This is a genomic window from Microbacterium sp. SMR1 (assembly GCF_003289625.1).
Lineage (GTDB): Bacteria > Actinomycetota > Actinomycetes > Actinomycetales > Microbacteriaceae > Microbacterium > Microbacterium plantarum.
This window is the reverse complement of sequence record NZ_QMBN01000001.1, coordinates 217,017-233,224: the sequence shown is the minus strand read 5'-3', so window position 1 is coordinate 233,224 and position 16,208 is coordinate 217,017. Positions and strand designations below refer to the sequence as shown.

13 protein-coding genes are annotated in these 16,208 nt (G+C 69.2%); 3 read left to right on the top strand and 10 right to left on the bottom strand.

All coding sequences use genetic code 11. The features are described from left to right. The first annotated feature begins 78 nt into the window (after positions 1 to 78). Positions 79 to 1,155: a LacI family DNA-binding transcriptional regulator gene (locus tag DO944_RS01130; RefSeq protein WP_112613880.1), complete on the top strand. Its 1,077-nt coding sequence runs from the start codon at positions 79 to 81 to the stop codon at positions 1,153 to 1,155. A gap of 48 nt (positions 1,156 to 1,203) precedes the next feature. Here the strand turns inward: DO944_RS01130 and DO944_RS01125 are convergent, their stop codons facing one another. From DO944_RS01125 to DO944_RS01085, 9 genes are all read right to left on the bottom strand, one after another. Beyond that, positions 1,204 to 1,773 (bottom strand): hypothetical protein, encoded by a 570-nt coding sequence (locus DO944_RS01125; RefSeq protein WP_112613878.1) that lies wholly within the window; start codon positions 1,771 to 1,773, stop codon positions 1,204 to 1,206. A gap of 48 nt (positions 1,774 to 1,821) precedes the next feature. Continuing rightward, positions 1,822 to 3,474 carry a glycosyl hydrolase 53 family protein gene (locus tag DO944_RS01120; protein ID WP_112613876.1) on the bottom strand — a complete coding sequence of 551 codons (1,653 nt, stop codon included), beginning with the start codon at positions 3,472 to 3,474 and terminating at the stop codon, positions 1,822 to 1,824. After that, a complete protein-coding gene (locus DO944_RS01115; protein WP_112613874.1) occupies positions 3,471 to 4,643 on the bottom strand; it encodes a glycosyl hydrolase 53 family protein in 1,173 nt (390 codons plus the stop codon). The genes DO944_RS01120 and DO944_RS01115 overlap by 4 nt, the downstream gene beginning before the upstream one ends. Then, on the bottom strand, positions 4,640 to 5,473 hold the full coding sequence (locus DO944_RS01110) for a sugar ABC transporter permease (protein WP_112613872.1): 834 nt from the start codon (positions 5,471 to 5,473) through the stop codon (positions 4,640 to 4,642). Before DO944_RS01110 ends, DO944_RS01115 begins: the two co-directional genes overlap by 4 nt. Next, a complete protein-coding gene (locus DO944_RS01105; RefSeq protein ID WP_112613870.1) occupies positions 5,466 to 6,842 on the bottom strand; it encodes a carbohydrate ABC transporter permease in 1,377 nt (458 codons plus the stop codon). The genes DO944_RS01110 and DO944_RS01105 overlap by 8 nt, the downstream gene beginning before the upstream one ends. Further along, positions 6,839 to 8,158, bottom strand: a complete 1,320-nt coding sequence (locus DO944_RS01100) for an extracellular solute-binding protein (protein ID WP_112613868.1) — start codon at positions 8,156 to 8,158, stop codon at positions 6,839 to 6,841. Before DO944_RS01100 ends, DO944_RS01105 begins: the two co-directional genes overlap by 4 nt. Positions 8,159 to 8,301: 143 nt before the next feature. Beyond that, positions 8,302 to 8,973 carry a response regulator transcription factor gene (locus tag DO944_RS01095; protein ID WP_112613866.1) on the bottom strand — a complete coding sequence of 224 codons (672 nt, stop codon included), beginning with the start codon at positions 8,971 to 8,973 and terminating at the stop codon, positions 8,302 to 8,304. Then, positions 8,970 to 10,202: a sensor histidine kinase gene (locus DO944_RS01090; protein ID WP_112613864.1), complete on the bottom strand. Its 1,233-nt coding sequence runs from the start codon at positions 10,200 to 10,202 to the stop codon at positions 8,970 to 8,972. Before DO944_RS01090 ends, DO944_RS01095 begins: the two co-directional genes overlap by 4 nt. Continuing rightward, positions 10,199 to 11,128 (bottom strand): CPBP family intramembrane glutamic endopeptidase, encoded by a 930-nt coding sequence (locus DO944_RS01085; RefSeq protein WP_112613862.1) that lies wholly within the window; start codon positions 11,126 to 11,128, stop codon positions 10,199 to 10,201. Before DO944_RS01085 ends, DO944_RS01090 begins: the two co-directional genes overlap by 4 nt. Positions 11,129 to 11,294: 166 nt before the next feature. On the opposite strand from DO944_RS01085, the gene DO944_RS01080 reads away from it, so the two are divergent. Continuing rightward, positions 11,295 to 12,329, top strand: coding sequence for a serine hydrolase (locus tag DO944_RS01080; protein ID WP_112613860.1), 1,035 nt, complete (start codon positions 11,295 to 11,297; stop codon positions 12,327 to 12,329). A gap of 5 nt (positions 12,330 to 12,334) precedes the next feature. Here DO944_RS01080 and DO944_RS01075 read toward each other — a convergent pair whose 3' ends face one another. After that, positions 12,335 to 13,603, bottom strand: coding sequence for an MFS transporter (locus DO944_RS01075; protein ID WP_258524525.1), 1,269 nt, complete (start codon positions 13,601 to 13,603; stop codon positions 12,335 to 12,337). Positions 13,604 to 13,645: 42 nt separating this feature from the next. Between DO944_RS01075 and DO944_RS01070 the strand changes: the two genes are divergently transcribed. After that, positions 13,646 to 16,207 carry an excinuclease ABC subunit UvrA gene (locus tag DO944_RS01070; protein WP_112613858.1) on the top strand — a complete coding sequence of 854 codons (2,562 nt, stop codon included), beginning with the start codon at positions 13,646 to 13,648 and terminating at the stop codon, positions 16,205 to 16,207. Position 16,208: the final 1 nt, after the last annotated feature.

Sequence of the window (16,208 nt, the reverse complement as noted above, 5' to 3'; positions counted from 1 at the left end):
CCGCTCGGGACACGCTCCCGAGCGGCCCCGTCGTCCGTGTTAGCTTTCGAGAACCGCGACCGACAGCCGGAACGAGATATGACCGACACTCCCCCCACCCGAAGGGCACCCCGGGTGACGCTGCGGGAGGTCGCGGAGCGTGCGGGCGTCTCGCGCTCGGCCGTCTCGTTCGTGATGAACGGTCGCACCGACCAGCGCCTGTCCGACGACGTGTTCGAACGCGTCCGTCGCGCCGCGGACGAGCTCGGCTACCGCCCCAACATCACCGCGCAGACGCTGCGCACCGGCCGCTCGGGCACGGTCGCACTGGTCTCCGACTTCGTCAGCAGCACCTCGTTCGCCAACTCGATGGTCCGCGGTGCGATGCAGGAGCTACGCGAGCGCGACACCCTCCTGTTCACCGTCGACACGCAGGGCGATGCGGAACTCGAGGAGCAGCTGCTCCAGAGCCTCCTGGGCCGCGACATCGACGGTGTGATCTACGCGTCGATGTTCACGCGGACCATCGCGCTTCCGCGGGCACTCGAAGGCGTCCCGACGGTCCTGTTGAATTGCGTGACGGCAGACGGGTCGATCGACGCGGTCGTGCCCGACGAGCTCGCAGCGGGGCGTGACGCCGCGCGGATGCTGCTCGATCACGGTCACCGTGACGACATCTGGTTCGTCGGAGCGCTGCCGGCAGGCTCGAGAGGCGGGGCTGCCTGGCCGGAGTGGGACCCCATCGCTCTGGCCGAGCGTCGCGCGGGCATCGATGCGGTGCTCGCCGCGGCGGGAACGAGCCTCGCCGGCGTCACCGCGATCGACGACGACTGGGACGTCGCGAACGGGCGTCGGGCGGTGTCGCAGATGCTCGCGCAGCCCCGGTTCAGGCCGACCGCGCTCGTGTGCGCAAACGACGCGCTCGCCGTCGGCGCCTATCAGGCGCTCCATCACGCCGGGCTCAGCGTCCCCACCGGCGTGTCGGTGATCGGGTTCGACGGCAGCCCCTACGCCCGCGCGGTCGAGCCCGAGCTCACGTCGATCGCGCTCCCGCACATCGAACTCGGGCGGCGAGCGGCGGCGATGCTCGCGGCCCCCGGCGATTCGCCGCGCCTCGAACGTGTGCCGATGCCGATCCGGGCGGGCGGGTCGGTCGGAGTCGCACCCTCCCGGTAGCGGCTCAGCGCCCCAGCGCAGCGGCAGGGCAAGCGGGGCGCCGTCTCGTCAGCGGAAGCCGCCCGGCGCGAAGAGGTCGGGGCGTTCGGCCTTCAGATGTTCCAGGAGCTGTCCGTAGCCGGTCATGGCCGAGGTCGCCGTGAAGGCCGTCCGCCGGCCGCGCTTCGCGAGAACCCCGCTGTACCGATGAGCCACGTGGGGGCGCAGCCGGGTGATGTCCGCGACCTCCACCCGGGTCGGCGGCAGGAAGCCCCGCGAGACGAAGACCGCCTGCGGGGCGACCTCGAGCCGCATCCGACTCATCCCGTGCGCGAGCCACAGGAGCGCCGCGCCGATGAGCAGAGCTCCGAGCCCCACGATCCGCCTCGCGGGCGAGTCCTCCGCACGTGTGATCGGACCCACGAGATTGATGACGCCGATGATCGCCATCATGCAGCCGCCGACGCGCACCATGACCCGCCGCCAGCGCTGGGTCGTTACGACGAAGAGCACCGAGGCGCGTTCGTCACGCCAGGCTGCGGCGACGTCGGACGATCGCGCCAGTACGGCGCTCGCGCCCGCGATCGCCAGCATGACGACAGCGACGGCGACGCCGACCACGGAGTACAGAGCGTCCACGGGCGGCGGGCCTTTCGTCGGGATCGGGCGACGCTCGACGGTATCGCATCAGCCGATCCGCTCGACGCGGACGTCGTCGATGTTGAGCCAGCTACCGCCGGCAGCCTGGGTGTAGAACCCGAGCTCGAGAGTTCCGTTCGTGACCGGCACGTCCAGCGATACCCGCTTCCAGTCGTTCGGACTCACGGGCAGCGCTGCCTGGCGCTCGGGCACGCCGGAGTTCTTCGCGTACAGATAGGCGGAGGTCTGGCCGCCGCTGTTAAGCGTCCACGCGGAGACCCGGTAGAGCCCCGACGGCAGCCCGCTGAGCGTCTGATAGACCGACGCGGTATAGGGCGTCGACTTCCAGAACGTGAGCTTGAGCGCGCCGACGACCGCCGGGTCCTGAGTGAACACCGCGTTCGCGTGCGCGCCTCCCGGCGACCACACACCCCAGCCGGTCGGGGCGTTCGTGTAGCCGTCCTGCTCGAAGCCGCCGTTGACCACGAGGTTCGCCGGCGGCGCCTCCCCGAACACGTCGAGTGTCGTCAGGGCCGCGCCGCTCCAGTCGAACAGCGTCTGGTTGTCCCACGGGTTGGAGAGGACACCCGGGTCATCGTTGTCGATCTTTCCCGCTTCGGTCCCCCAGTTCGCGCCCGGGACGGGAAGCCAGCCCGGCTCCCACCAGATGAGTCCGCGCCCGCGCCCGTCGGGCACAGCACGGACGATGTCGCGGAGGTCTCGGAGGAAGGCCGTCTGGCCCGCGACGGTCGCCGGATACCCACCGGTCGCCGCCTCGGCGGTGTAGAACGAGTTGCCGAGACCATCGGCGTCACCGAGAGTCCACCCGTAAGCGGTCTCGACGATGAGGACGTCCTTTCCGTAGCGAGCGCTGATGTCGTTGAGATTGGCCGCGAGTTGGCCCATGGTCCCGTGCCAGAACGGGTAGTACGACAGCCCGATGATGTCGAACGGAACACCCTGAGCCGTGATCGCATCGAACCACCAGCGGTAGAGGGCGTTATCGCCGCCGTGGTCCAGGTGCAGGACGATCTCGACGTCCTCCCCCGCTCGAAGCGCCGCGTCGACCCCCGCGATCCCCGCTTTCAGCAAGCCCGCGAGCTGAGTGAAGTCCGAGACGCCGTTGCCGACGCGACCGTGATCCCACAGGATGCCGCCGGGGATCTCGTTGCCCATCTGCACCATGTCGGGCAGCACCCCGGCCGCCCGCATGGCGTCGATGACGTCCTCGGTGTACGCGCGAACGGTCGACACCAGCTGCGGATAGGACAGCCCTCGCCACGCCTTCGGCACGGTCTGCGTTCCCGGGTCGGCCCACCAGTCGCTGAGGTGGAAGTCGAGGAGGACGTCCATCCCCGCGGCCTTCGCGCGCTGCGCCGTCGCGATGGTCGTCGCGAGGTCGTTGGTGCCACCGCCGTATGGTTTGCCGGCAGCCGTGTAGGGGTCGACCCACAGACGGAGCCGGGCGAGGTTCATGCCGGCATCGCCCATGATGTCGATCGGATCGCCCACGACTCCGCCCCGGGAGAACGTCCCGCCACGCGTTTCGACCTCGTGGATCATTCCGAGGTCACCGCCCATCACGAAGTCGTCCGGATCGAGAGCCGCGCTCGCGGTGGTCGCCGGAAAGAACGCCGCGACCAGGACGGCTGCGGCCGCGGTGGCAAGCGCCGTCGCTCGCCGCCGTGCTCGGTTCGTCATCTGTATTCCTCTCTCATGATTGCGGGCCGACCGGAGGTCGCCCCGAGTGCGCTCAGTGAGGCGAGAACGCGCCCCCGCTCATCGAACAGCGTCTGGTTCGCCCAGCCGTTGCCGGGCTCCGCCACGTCGTTTCCGTAGTCCATCCCCGCCACCGACGCCCAGGAGGTTCCGGGCACAGGCAACCAGGCGGGCTCCCAGTACACGATCCCGAGTCCCCGGCCGGCGGGCACTCTACGCATGACCCCGGCGAGGTCGTCGAGATACCGGGCCTGACCGTCGACGGAGGCCGGGTAGATCGCCGCAGGCGAGCTCGCATCGAACATCGAGGTCCCGCCGGGGTTGTCGGGCCGGTACGCGTACGCCGTCTCGACGACGATGACGTCCTTCTCGTAACGCTCGATGAGCTGGTGGAGGTTGTCGCGCAGGTCGTCCAGCGACCCGTGCCACAGCGGGTAGTACGACAGTCCGACGGCATCGAAGTCGACGCCTCTCATGGTGATCTCGTCGAACCACCGGCGATAGAGATCGGCAGCACCTCCGGCGTCGAGGTGAAGGATGATGCGCGAACGGGAATCGGCCGCGCGCACCGCACTCGACCCCGCCTTCAGCAGCCGGGCGAGACGGTCGTACTGCTCGGACGCCTCATCCGGCGACACCTCCTCGAAGGCACGGCTCTCGAGGTCGTACCGCGGCGTGCGGCCGTGCGGCCACAGCATCCCGTTCGTCGTCTCGTTGCCGACCTGCACCCATTCCGGGCTGCCCGCGCTCGACTGCACGGCGGTGATGACCTCCGCCGTGTGCGCGGCGACGGCATCGCAGACACCGTCGAGGTCGAGGCCCTCCCAGGATCTCGGCAGCGACTGCTTCTTCGGATCGGCCCAGAAATCGCTGTAGTGCAGGTCGATCATCAGGTCGAGTCCGGCTGCCCGCGCGCGCTCGGCCAAGCGCAGCGTCGTCGCGAGGTCGTTCGTGCCGCCTTGGTACGGCCGTCCTGCGCTGTCGGTCGGGTCGACCCAGACCCGCAGGCGCGCGAGGTTCACGCCGTGGTCGGCCAGGATGCGAAAGAGGTCCCTCGTGCCCGCGGCATCCGAGAAGCTGCCGCCCAGCGCCTCGACCTCCGCGGTCATCGACACGTCGGCCCCGCGAATCGGTAGTGATGTCGTCGTCATTCCTTCTCTCCTCCTTGCGCAAGCCCCGCGACCAGGTATCGCTGGAGCACCATATAGAGCACTGTGATCGGCACCGCGACGAGGATGGCCCCTGCCGCGAACGTCGTGAAATCGTTCCGCGTCTGGTCGGAGATCAGCTGGAACAGCCCGATCGCGACGGTGTAGTTCTGCGGGCTGCTGATCAGAAGACGCGGGAGGATGAAGTCCATCCAGGGCACCGCGAATTGGGTGACCGCGACGAAGGTCAGCATCGGGGTCATCAACGGCAGCAGAATGCGCGTGAAGATCTGCAGATGCGAGGCCCCGTCGAGCACGGCCGCCTCGTCGAGGCTGGTGGAGATGCCGTCGAGGTATCCCTTGAGCAACCAGATGTTGTAGGGCACCGCCGCCGCTACGCTCGCGATCACGAGACCGGTGAGACTGTCGAGCAGGCCGAAGTTCAGATAGAGGATGTAGATCGCGATCGCGGTCATGAACGTCGGGAAGATCTGGATCACCAGCATCACGAGCAGTCCCAGGCGCCGCCCCGCGAAGCGCAGCCGAGCGAACACATAGGCGGCGATCGCCGACAGCAGCACGCTGATCACCATGTTCGACACCGCGACGAAGAGCGAGTTGCCGTACCAGGTGGCGAACGGCGTCTCAGCGAACAGCCTGATGTAGTTGGCGAGAGTCGGATCGGCCGGGATGGCCGACGCCTGCGCGAGTGAGCGCCCCGAGCCGAAGGAGGAACCGATGATCCAGGCCAGCGGGTAGAGGACGATGATCGCGACGATCAGCAGCTCGACGTGGATCAGGACGGTGAGAAATCGGTTCCGAGTTCTATGCATCGGTGAACGCCTTCGAACGACGCAGGCTCCAGATCGAGAAGCTGCCGACGATGACGAAGATCAGGATCGACATCACCGAGGCGATGTCGTACAGACCGTTGTCGAGCGTGAGCTTGTAGAGCCAGGTGATGAGGATGTCGGTACCACCGGCGTACCGGTAGTCGGGATTCGCAGGGCCACCTTGGGTGAGGAAGTAGATGACCCCGAAGTTGTTGAAGTTTGCCACGAACGACAGGACGATCAACGGTGCCGTGGCTCGCAGGACGATGGGGAGCGTGAGGTAGCGCACCTGTTGCACCGCCGACGCGCCGTCGATGCGCGCGGCCTCGTAGTAGCTCGGCGAGATGTTCGTCAGGGCACCGCTGATGAGAGCCATGAAGTAGGGGAAGCCCAGCCACAGGTTCACCAGAAGCGCGATGAGCCGCGCGAGCCAGGGGTTCGCAGGATCGGTCAGCCACATCACCCGCTCGGGCGTGATGCCGAGGTCGACGAGCGCCTGACTGATGGGCCCGAACTGACCGTTGAACATCGAGCGGAAGACGAGAGCCGAGATCATGGCGGGCACCGCCCACGGCAGGAAGAAGATGCTCCGCCACAGGCGCGGCAGGCGTACACGCCTGCTGGAGACGAGGACGGCCTGCAGAAAACCGAGCGCGTACGTCGTGGTTGTCGCCAGCGCCGCCCACAGCACCGTCCAGCCGAGCACGCCGAAGAACGTCGCCCCCCAGGCGCCGGCTCCCAGCAGCTGCCGGAAGTTGGCGAGGCCGACCCAGTCGACCAGCTGCATCGGCGGCAAGTTGTCGCTGCTGTAGTCGGTGAAGGCGATGAGGATGCCGAAGACCACCGGCAGGGCGGTGACGAACAACAGCAGGATCAGGGTGGGTGCGAGCACGAGGTAGGGGAACGCCGTCTGCCGAGCGGCGCGCACCCACTCCCCGGCGGTCAGCCGCTCTCCGCTCGTGATGAGTCTGCGCCGCGTCCGTGCTGCGTCGCGCACGGCCCAGACGGTGGTCGCCGCCATGAGCCCGAGGACGAGGACCGCGATGATGCCGTTGATCATGAGGACGATCGAGTGGTCGCCCGGCGACAGCCCCGCGACCGTCATCGTGCGCGGTTGCGTGCCGAGGGTGACGAGACCCCACAGACCGCGGACGAAGAACCCGCCGTGGGTGCGCGGCGTGTAACCCGAGAGGTCGGCGTAGTGGCCGGTGAGCAGCTCAGCGATCACCGCACCGGCGCCGACGACAGCGAGTGCCAGACCCTTGCCCCACTCCCGGTTGAGGAACTGCCCGAGCCCGGGCACCAGCGCGGAGGCGAGCCCGAGCGTCCAGGGCGCCACGGGGTCCGCTCCGCGTCGGTGCGGGCTCACTCCCCCAGCCCGGTCAGGTCGGCGTAGCCTGCGACCGCCTGCTGCTGCGCTGTCGCCGGATCGAGGACGCCGTCCCACACGCCCGCGACGAGGTTGTTGCCGACCGTCCAGAGCGCGTCGCTCACGTCCGCGACGAGGTCGGAGCGCTCGGCCTGAGCGAGCACCCCGTTCGCGTGCGGATCGTCGGCGAGTCCGGGGATGGCTTGGGCGTTGAGCCTCGTCAGCGCCGGGATGCCGCCCGTCGTTCGATAGAGCGCAGCGGCCGCCTCGTCCGACGCGAGGAAGGCCGCGAACACACGCGCGGCGCCGGGATACTCGGAGTAGCCCGAGACGACCCCCACTCCCAGACCCGCGAGCGTCGCTGCGTCACCTCCCCCGTGGGCCGACGGGAGGGTCGTCACGCCGTATTCGAAGCCGTTCTCCTCCGCCGCCGCGGTGAAGTCGCCGATCGACCAGGGCCCCGTGATCGCATAGGGCGTCTGGCCCTTCGCGAACTCCATCTCGATGGAATCCCAGGTGGCGTCCGCCGAATTGACCGGCCAGAGGTCGCGCAGCGCGCCGTAGTATTCGAGGCCGGCAGCGAGAGCCGGCGCATCGAGACCGGGATCGCCCTTATCGGTGCCGAGATGCCACCCGAGCGAGCTGAGCACCGGGTACGCGTAGTAGAGCTGCCCGCTCAGCCAACGAATGGTCCACCGGTTCTCCCGGGGGTCGTTGTACGTCGCGGCGAGCTCGCGGATCTGCTCCCAGGTCGTCGCCGGTTCGGTCGAACCCGTGAGCTGCTGCAGGAGGGTCTTGTTGTAGAACAGCGCGATCGACTCGGTCGACACCGGCACGCCGTACAACTCGCCGTCGCGGCTGACGACTCCGGCGAACGCGTCACCGACCCGCGAGGCGATCTCATCCGCGTACTCGCCCAGGGGCGCAGCCACCCCGGAGTCGATCGCGCTCGCCAGGTCGGTGAAGTTCGTGAAGTAGACGTCGGCGCCCGTGCCCGCCTCACCGTCGAGCGCCATCTTCGAGACAGCATCCACCTTCGACACCGTCGTCACCTCGACGCGGATGCCGGGATGCGCGGCGGCGAAGGCCTCGACCAGCGCCTCGCCGTACTCGGGATATTCGACCCAGACCTTCAGCGGCACCTCTCCGCTGGCGATCTCCGGCTCGATCTCATACGCACCCGCCTCGGCATCCCAGGTCAGCGACGTCTGCTCGACCGAGGGCGCGCTCGAGCATCCCGCGCTGACCGCGACGGCGAGGATGATCGCTGAACCCACCGTTGCGCGGGTGGTGGCTGCTGTGTTTCGGATGGTCATGCGAACTCCCTCGTTGCCGTGACTGTGACCGGTCCCAGTCAACTGGCGCGGTCCATCTGAGTCCATGACGGTAGTGGCAGGATCGCTGCTCCGACGCCCCTCTCCCCCTGGGGAGGAATCGGCGGTGATCCCGGTCCCCCGGCTCAGTCCAGCGGCGTGACGACCTTGTTCTGATACGCCCAGACGACCGCCTGCAGGCGCGAACGCACCCCGAGCTTCGTCAGGATGCGCACCAGGTGCGACTTGACGGTGCTGACCTCGACCGTCAACGCCTCGGCGATCTCGTCGTTCGACATTCCCTGTGCCAGCAGCTCGAGAATCTCGCGCTCTCGCGGCGTGAGGTGGTCGGCGGCCTCGGTGGCCGTCGACACACGCTGCAATGCACGTCGGCGTGAGAACTCCCGCAGCACTCGCCGCGTGACGGCCTGATCGAGGGTGCCGTTGCCCGCAGCGACGTTTCGCACCGCTCGGACGATCTCTTCGGGCTCGGCGTCTTTCAGAAGGAATCCCGACGCCCCGGCCTCCAGCGCCTCGAACACGTACTCGTCGATGTCGAAGGTCGTGAGGATCAGCACCGGGATGGCGGGTTCGTCTTCTCCCCGACCGGCGAGCGCCCGCGCCACCTCGATACCGCTGAGACCCGGCATCCGGACGTCGAGGCAGGCGACATCGGGCTGCAGCGACGTCGCCGATTCGAGCGCTTGGATGCCGTCGGATGCCGTCGCGACCACCTCGATGTCATCTTCAGCCGCCAGCAGCGCGGCGAGCCCCGCCCGCGCCAGAGGCTGATCGTCGGCGACGAGCACGCGGATCATGAGCTCGCTTCCGCGCCATCGAGCGCCTCGGCCGGCACAGTGAGCCGGACACGCCAACCGCCGCCGGCCTCCGGTCCCGCTTCCAGCGTGCCGCCCACGAGGCCCGCCCGTTCGCGCATCCCGAGCAGTCCGAACCCCTCGCGAGCGGTATCGGCGGCCGGCATCGCGAGGGCAGGCGAGAGACCCGCGTCACGCACGGTCGCGACGAAGACGCCGGGCCGAGTGCCGTCGAGGCGAACCTCGCACGGCGCCCCGGGAGCATGCCGAGCGGCGTTGGCGAGCGCTTCCTGCACCATCCGGTACACCACGAGCTGACCGAGCGGGCCGACCTGTGCAGCGCCTCGATCCATCGAGAACTCGACCGCGCGCCCCGTGGCCCGGGCAGCGTCGACCAGAGCGGCAACGGTCTCGATCGTCTCGACCGTGTCGCGCCCGTCACCGTCGCGGCGAAGCAGCCCGACGAGCTGGCGGAGATCGTCGAGCAGCACGCGGCTCTGTTCGCGCACCTGCCGGACGGCCACCCGAGCAGCATCCGGGTCGGTCGCTATCTGGCGCTCGATGACCCCCGACATCAGCGCGATGCTCGATACGTGATGGGCGGCGATGTCATGCAGTTCGCGCGCCATCGCGGTGCGTTCGCGGGCGACCGCGGCGTCCACGACCGCGGCCCGTTCACGGCGCACCGCCTCGCTCTCGCCCTGCTCAGCCCGACGGGCGTCGCGCCGAGCTGTCACCGCGAGCACCCCCGCGGCCGGCAGAGCGACGATGGCGACGGCTTGCAGCAGCGCCGCGCCCGCCGCGGCCGGCACGGTCACCGCGCTCGACCCGAGGATGTCGGCGGCCTGTCCACCTGCGACGAGGAGGCCGGCCACCGGCAGCACGATCCGAAGGGCCGGCACCGTCACGACCGGGGTCGCGCGCAGAACGGCGACCAGCACGGCGGCGTCGGCGAGGCTGCCGAGTCCCGTCGGTGTGGTGATCCCGATGAGCAGCGCCCCGGCCGACGTGCCGAGCAGCACCGTCACGGGGATCGAGCGCGCGAAGCACAGCGCGGCCGCCTGCACGATGAGGACGGCGGCGAAAACCCACCACGAAGCGGACCCGAGGCTCGGCGTCGCGTGATCTGCGAACAGCTCGGGCGCAGCCGCCAGCGCGAGCAGCGTCACAGCGCCGGTGCCGAGCGCCACGACGACATCCGTGACGCTCGGCGCACGCCGCATCCGACTCATGCCGCTATCTTTGCGGCTTCCGGCGCGCGATGCCCCATCACGGGCGAACCCGCCGGAAGTCCGAGACGCCCGCGGGTGAGCGTGATCGTGACAACCGCGGCCACTGCCGCACCGATCAGGAGCACGTGCTGCAACTGGTCACCGCCCACGGTCGGGAACATCTCCGCCCAGAACACCGTGACGGTGTTGTTCAGGCTCACATGGAAGAGCATCACGATCGGCAGGCTCTGTCCCGAACGGTTGAACAGCCACATGATCACGACGTTGAACAGCGCGCTGAAGGCGACGAACTCCACGACATTCAGCCATGTCACGTCCGGCCATGATCCCCACTCGGTGAGGAACAGCGGCAGGTGCCAGATGCCCCACAGCGGCCCGAGGATCGCCGCAGCGCCGAGCGGACCGAAGCGCTCCTGCAGCGGCGGCAGGGCGAAGTCGCGCCAGCCCGGCTCTTCGGCCAGCCCCGTCGTCAGCATCTGCAGCAGGAGTGCGGGCACGTACAGCGCGATCGCGATGAGGCTGGGCGCTTGAGCCTGCCCGCCGGATGCGAGGAATCCGAGCGACAGCACGGCCAGCGGCACCGCGAGCAGCGCGACGGCGTACCACCGCGGCGAGACTCGCCACCGCAGCAGCCGCCCGACCCAGACACGCAGTCCCGCGCGTCCGCCCGTCACCGCGGTCACGACGAATGCCGCACCGAGCGGCCCGAGGTATGCGCCGAAGAGCATCCCGGTGAACTGCGAGGTGCCGAAGATCTGCGGGAACGCGTAATCCCAGACGCCGAGACCGTCGTTCGAGAGGATCCACGGGGTCCAGGCCACCCAGCTGAGACCCAGCGCGAGCACGAAGAACGATACGAGGGGCCGCCGGCGGATGATGCCGGTGACGCTCCTCTCGGAGGTGGAGCCGACGTGAATGGTGGCCATGAGGGTTTCCTTCCGGTCGTCGTCGGACCCCGAGGAACGGGGTCGTCGTCGACTGTAGGAAGGAGGCCGCACGCGGCTCGACGTTCGAACGGCGGCAATCCGCGATCTCCATCGAAAGGTGGAGGAGCAATCGCGCCGACCTCCGCGCCACTGGCACAGTGGGGGTATGAGCACGACGCAGAGCATCATCATCGACGAGCGAGCGCTTCAGGCCGCGCTCGACGAGGAACCGTTCTCGGGGATCGTCCGCGTCGACTCGGGCGATCTGTCCGTGTGGCGCAGTGCGCACGGGATGGCCGACCGGGCGAGCCAGAGGCCCGTCTCCGAGAGCACGCGCTTCGCGATCGCGTCAGGGAGCAAGGCTTTCACGGCACTCGCCATCATGCGACTCGTCGAAGACGGCCGGCTCGCGCTCGACACCGCCGTTCGAGGGGTGCTCGGTGACGATCTGCCGCTCATCGACGACGCGGTGACCGTCGAGCACCTCCTCGGCCACACCTCGGGAATCGGCGATTACATAGACGAGGACGACGACCTCGATGTATCGGAGTTCTACCTCGGAGTGCCCGCGCACACGCTCACGACCGCGGAGGCGTTCCTGCCCCTGCTCGACGGCATCCCGCCGAAGGCCGCTCCCGGCGAGACCTTCGCCTACTGCAACAGCGGCTACGTCGTGCTCGCGATCGTCCTCGAACGGGTCACGGGCCGCGTCTTCCACGAGGTGGTGCACGACCTCGTCCTCGTCCCGGCCGGCCTCGTCGACACCGGCTTCCCCCGCACCGACGAGCTCGACGGGAATCATGCCCGCGGATACGTCTTCGACGACGGACTGCGCGTCAACACGCTGCACCTGCCCGTCCGCGCCAATGGCGACGGCGGCGCCTCCACGACGGCCGCCGACGTTCACCGGTTCTGGCGCGCGTTCTTCGCCGGACGCATCGTCTCGCCCGACACCGTGGCGCTGATGACCGCCCCGCGTTCCTTCGTCGGAGACGAGGAGATGCGGTACGGTCTCGGTTTCTGGCTCAACGAGACCGGACCAGGTGTCGTCCTCGAAGGGTGCGACGTCGGCTCGTCGTTCCGGTCCGTTCATCACCCGCCGACCGCGACCACCGCGACTGTGATGAGCAACACGGCAGACGGAGCCTGGCCCGTCGCGCGCGTACTGGCCGATGCGATGGCGCAGCTCGACGAGCGGTAGGCCGGTCACCCGGCCGCGACAGCCTCCGTCTCGTCGTCAACGGCTGGCGGAGCCGCCGCGATGTGCGTGATCGGACGCCAGACCAGCAGCAGGGTCAGCGCCGCGCCGACGAAGGCGAACCACCAGGGGCCGGTCGGTCCCCAGACCTGGGCGATGACCCCGCCGAGCGCCTGCCCGATCACGAGTCCGCCGAAGACCCCGACCATGTTGACCGAGGCGATGCGGCCCTGCAGCTCGTGGGGAACGAGGCGCTGCCGAACGGTGGTCGAGATCGTGGCCCAGACGAAGGCGTAGGCGCCGAACGCGATCATGATGACGAAGGCGACCGCCCCCGAGGTCGTCAGGGCGAACGCGAGGTGCATGAGCACCTCGGCGGTGAGGCACACACGCATGAGCGCGGCGAACGAGAAGCGTCGTTCGAGCCTTCCGAAGAGCAGGGTCGCCGCCAATCCGCCGATCGCGGAAGCCGTCGTCAGCGCGCCGTACCCGACCGGCCCCATCCGCAGGTAGTCGGTCGCGTAGAGGACGAGCACACCCCAGGGCGCGGCCCAGGTCACGTTGAAGGTGAGGATGATGATCACGAGCGTCCGCACCGGCGGGTTGCGCCACAGCCAGCGGATACCGCTGAGGATGTCGGTGTGCACCGGACTACGCTCACGCGGTCCGTCCGCCGGGTCGATGCGCTTCGTCGCCGTGATGCGCGAGATGAGGACGATCGCGAGCGCGACGCACAGCCCCTGGACGGCGAACGGCCAGAACGATCCCACGGCGAACAGGAAGGCGCCCAGCGGTGGACCGCCGAGCTGATTCGCCACGAGGAACCCGGCCTGGAGGCGCGCATTGCCGATGCCGAGGTCGCTCTTGCGCACCATCATCGGCAGCAGAGTGCTGCTCGTCGTGTCGACGAACACCTCGGCGATGCCGTAGAGGAACGCCACGATCAGCACCATCCAGATGCTGGCGAGCCCAGTGACGAGGAAGACGCACAGACCGACCAGCACGAGAGCCCGGATGCCGTTGGCCACCATGATCAGGACCCGTCGGTCGACCCGGTCGGCGATCGCGCCGGCGTGGAGCCCGAACAGCAGCCACGGCAGGAACTGCATGACGGCACCGGAGGCCACCAGGATGGGCGAATCGGTCATCGACGCGATCAGGAGCGGTGCGGCTGCGAGGGCGATGCCGTCGCCGATGTTGCTCGTCAGCGACGAAGCGAACAGCCACCGGAAGTCACGACCCAGACGGTGCGGCGCGACCCACTCTGCGATACCCACCGCACGAGCCTAGGGCGCACCTCCGACACGTAGGCTTGCCCGATGTCCGGAAACCCGCGTGTCAGCCCCGATGCCTTCGTGCGTGTGCGCGGAGCGCGCGAGAACAACCTGCGGAATGTCGACGTCGACGTTCCGCGCGACGCGATCGTCGCGTTCACCGGAGTGTCGGGCTCGGGCAAGTCGTCGCTCGCGTTCGGGACGATCTTCACCGAGGCGCAGCGCCGGTATCTCGAGTCCGTGGCACCCTACGCCCGGCGCTTGATCCAGCAGGGCCACAATCCGCGCGTCGAGTCGATCACGGGGCTCCCACCGGCCGTCGCCCTGCAGCAGCGTCGCGGTGCGCCCAGCTCCCGCTCGAGCGTCGGCACCGTGACGACGCTGTCGAACTCGCTGCGGATGCTGTTCTCGCGCGCCGGCACCTTCCCTGACGGGTTCACCGACCGGCTCGACTCCGACGCCTTCTCCCCCAACACCGCCGCCGGCGCATGCCCGGAGTGCCACGGCACCGGCGTCGCGCACACGGTCACCGAGGAGACCCTCGTGCCCGACCCCTCCCTCAGCATCCGCGACGGCGCGATCGCCGCGTGGCCGGGCGCGTGGCAGGCGAAGAACCTCCGCGACATCACGATCGCCCTCGGCTACGACGTCGACCGTCCCTGGCGCGAGCTCGACCCCGCCGACCGGGAATGGCTGCTGTTCACCGACGAGCAGCCCGTCATGGAGATCACTCCGCAGCGCGACCGAGTCGCGAAGCCCTACAAGGGCATGTTCTGGAGCGCGAAGAAGTATGTCTTCCACACCCTCGCCGACTCGAACAGCGCGAAGATGCGCGAGCGGGTGCTCCAGTTCGTGCGCACCGGCGTCTGCCCGCTGTGCGGCGGCTCGGGCCTGCGGCGCGAGGCGCTCGCCGTCACCTTCGCCGGCCGCACGATCGCCGAGCTGAACGCCCTGCCGATGAGCGACCTCGCCGACATCCTGCGTCCGACCACGATGCTGACGGATGCCGCGCCCGCGCTGCCGACGTCATCGTCCGGCGAGCGGACGGATGTCGCTGTCGCGATCACCACCGACCTCGTCGCCCGCATCGAGGTGCTGATCGACCTCGGGCTGGGCTACCTCGGTCTCGGCCGGGTGACCACGACGCTCTCCCCCGGCGAGATGCAGCGTCTGCGTCTGGCGACGCAGCTGCGCTCGGGCCTGTTCGGCGTGGTCTACGTGCTCGATGAGCCGTCGGCGGGCCTGCATCCCGCCGACGCCGAGCCGCTGCTCGACGTGTTGGAGCAGCTGACGGACGCGGGGAACTCGGTGTTCGTCGTCGAGCACAACATGGACGTCGTCCGCGGCGCGGACTGGATCGTCGATGTGGGACCTGGAGCGGGCGAAGGCGGCGGCGAGGTGCTCTACAGCGGAGCCGTCGACGGACTCGCCGAGGTGGCCGAATCGGTGACGCGGCCCTTCCTGTTCCCCGGGGCCGACGGCGCTGCGTCCCAGGCGCGCGCCCTGCGCACCCCCACCGGTTGGCTGACGCTGGAGGGCGCCTCACTGCATAACCTCGTCGACGTCGAGGCGTCGTTCCCGCTCGGGACGTTCGTGGCCGTCACGGGTGTGTCGGGGTCGGGCAAGTCGTCGCTCGTGGGAGGCGTGCTCCGCGACGTGGTGCGCGGCTACCTGCGCGGGGATGACGCAGCCGACCAGCCGGACGACGAGACAACGGATGCCGCGGCGTCGGCCGAGACCGGCTTGGCGGAGGCGACACTCCCCGACGGGCGAGCCGATATCCCGACGGTGCGGACGGTCGACGGCCTCGAGCACATCGACCGGCTCGTTCGCGTCGACCAGAAGCCGATCGGACGTACGCCGCGCTCGAACCTGGCGACCTACACCGGCCTGTTCGATGCGGTGCGCGCCGTGTTCGCCGGCACCGACCTCGCCCGCGAGCGCGGGTACACCGCAGGCCGCTTCTCGTTCAACGTCGCGGGAGGCCGCTGCGAGACGTGCCTCGGCGAGGGCTACGTCTCGGTGGAACTGCTGTTCCTGCCCGGCAGCTACGGAAAGTGTCCGACGTGTCACGGCGCGCGGTACAACGCCGAGACGCTCGAGGTCACCTACCGCGGTAAGAACATCGCCGAGGTGCTCGCCCTCACCGTCGACGAGGCCGCTGGCTTCCTCGAGCCGGTGCCCGCGGCATCCCGCAGCCTGCGCACACTACGCGACGTCGGCCTGGGCTACCTGCGGCTCGGGCAGCCGGCTACCGAGCTGTCGGGCGGCGAGGCGCAGCGCATCAAGCTTGCGACCGAGCTGCAGCGCGCCCGTCGCGGCCACACCCTGTACCTGCTCGACGAGCCCACCACCGGACTGCATCCCGCCGACGTGCGCCTGCTGCTCACGCAGCTGCACGCGCTGGTCGACGCCGGCAACACGGTGGTCGTCGTCGAGCACGACATGGCTGTCGTCGCCTCCGCCGACTGGGTCATCGACCTCGGCCCGGCCGGAGGAAACGCAGGTGGCCGCGTGGTCGCGGCAGGCACGCCCGAGGATGTGGCTCAGGTGGCGGACAGCCGGACGGCGCCGTACCTCGCGCGAGCGATGCAGAGCACCTCGTAGG

Bases quoted from the DNA above. Each gene is read 5' to 3' on its own strand.
- DO944_RS01070 (WP_112613858.1), top strand. From the start codon at position 13,646: ATGTCCGGAAACCCGCGTGTCAGCCCCGATGCCTTCGTGCGTGTGCGC.
- DO944_RS01095 (WP_112613866.1), bottom strand. From the start codon at position 8,973: ATGATCCGCGTGCTCGTCGCCGACGATCAGCCTCTGGCGCGGGCGGGG.
- DO944_RS01080 (WP_112613860.1), top strand. From the start codon at position 11,295: ATGAGCACGACGCAGAGCATCATCATCGACGAGCGAGCGCTTCAGGCC.
- DO944_RS01085 (WP_112613862.1), bottom strand. From the start codon at position 11,128: ATGGCCACCATTCACGTCGGCTCCACCTCCGAGAGGAGCGTCACCGGC.
- DO944_RS01120 (WP_112613876.1), bottom strand. From the start codon at position 3,474: ATGACGAACCGAGCACGGCGGCGAGCGACGGCGCTTGCCACCGCGGCC.
- DO944_RS01130 (WP_112613880.1), top strand. From the start codon at position 79: ATGACCGACACTCCCCCCACCCGAAGGGCACCCCGGGTGACGCTGCGG.
- DO944_RS01115 (WP_112613874.1), bottom strand. From the start codon at position 4,643: ATGACGACGACATCACTACCGATTCGCGGGGCCGACGTGTCGATGACC.
- DO944_RS01090 (WP_112613864.1), bottom strand. From the start codon at position 10,202: ATGAGTCGGATGCGGCGTGCGCCGAGCGTCACGGATGTCGTCGTGGCG.
- DO944_RS01100 (WP_112613868.1), bottom strand. From the start codon at position 8,158: ATGACCATCCGAAACACAGCAGCCACCACCCGCGCAACGGTGGGTTCA.
- DO944_RS01110 (WP_112613872.1), bottom strand. From the start codon at position 5,473: ATGCATAGAACTCGGAACCGATTTCTCACCGTCCTGATCCACGTCGAG.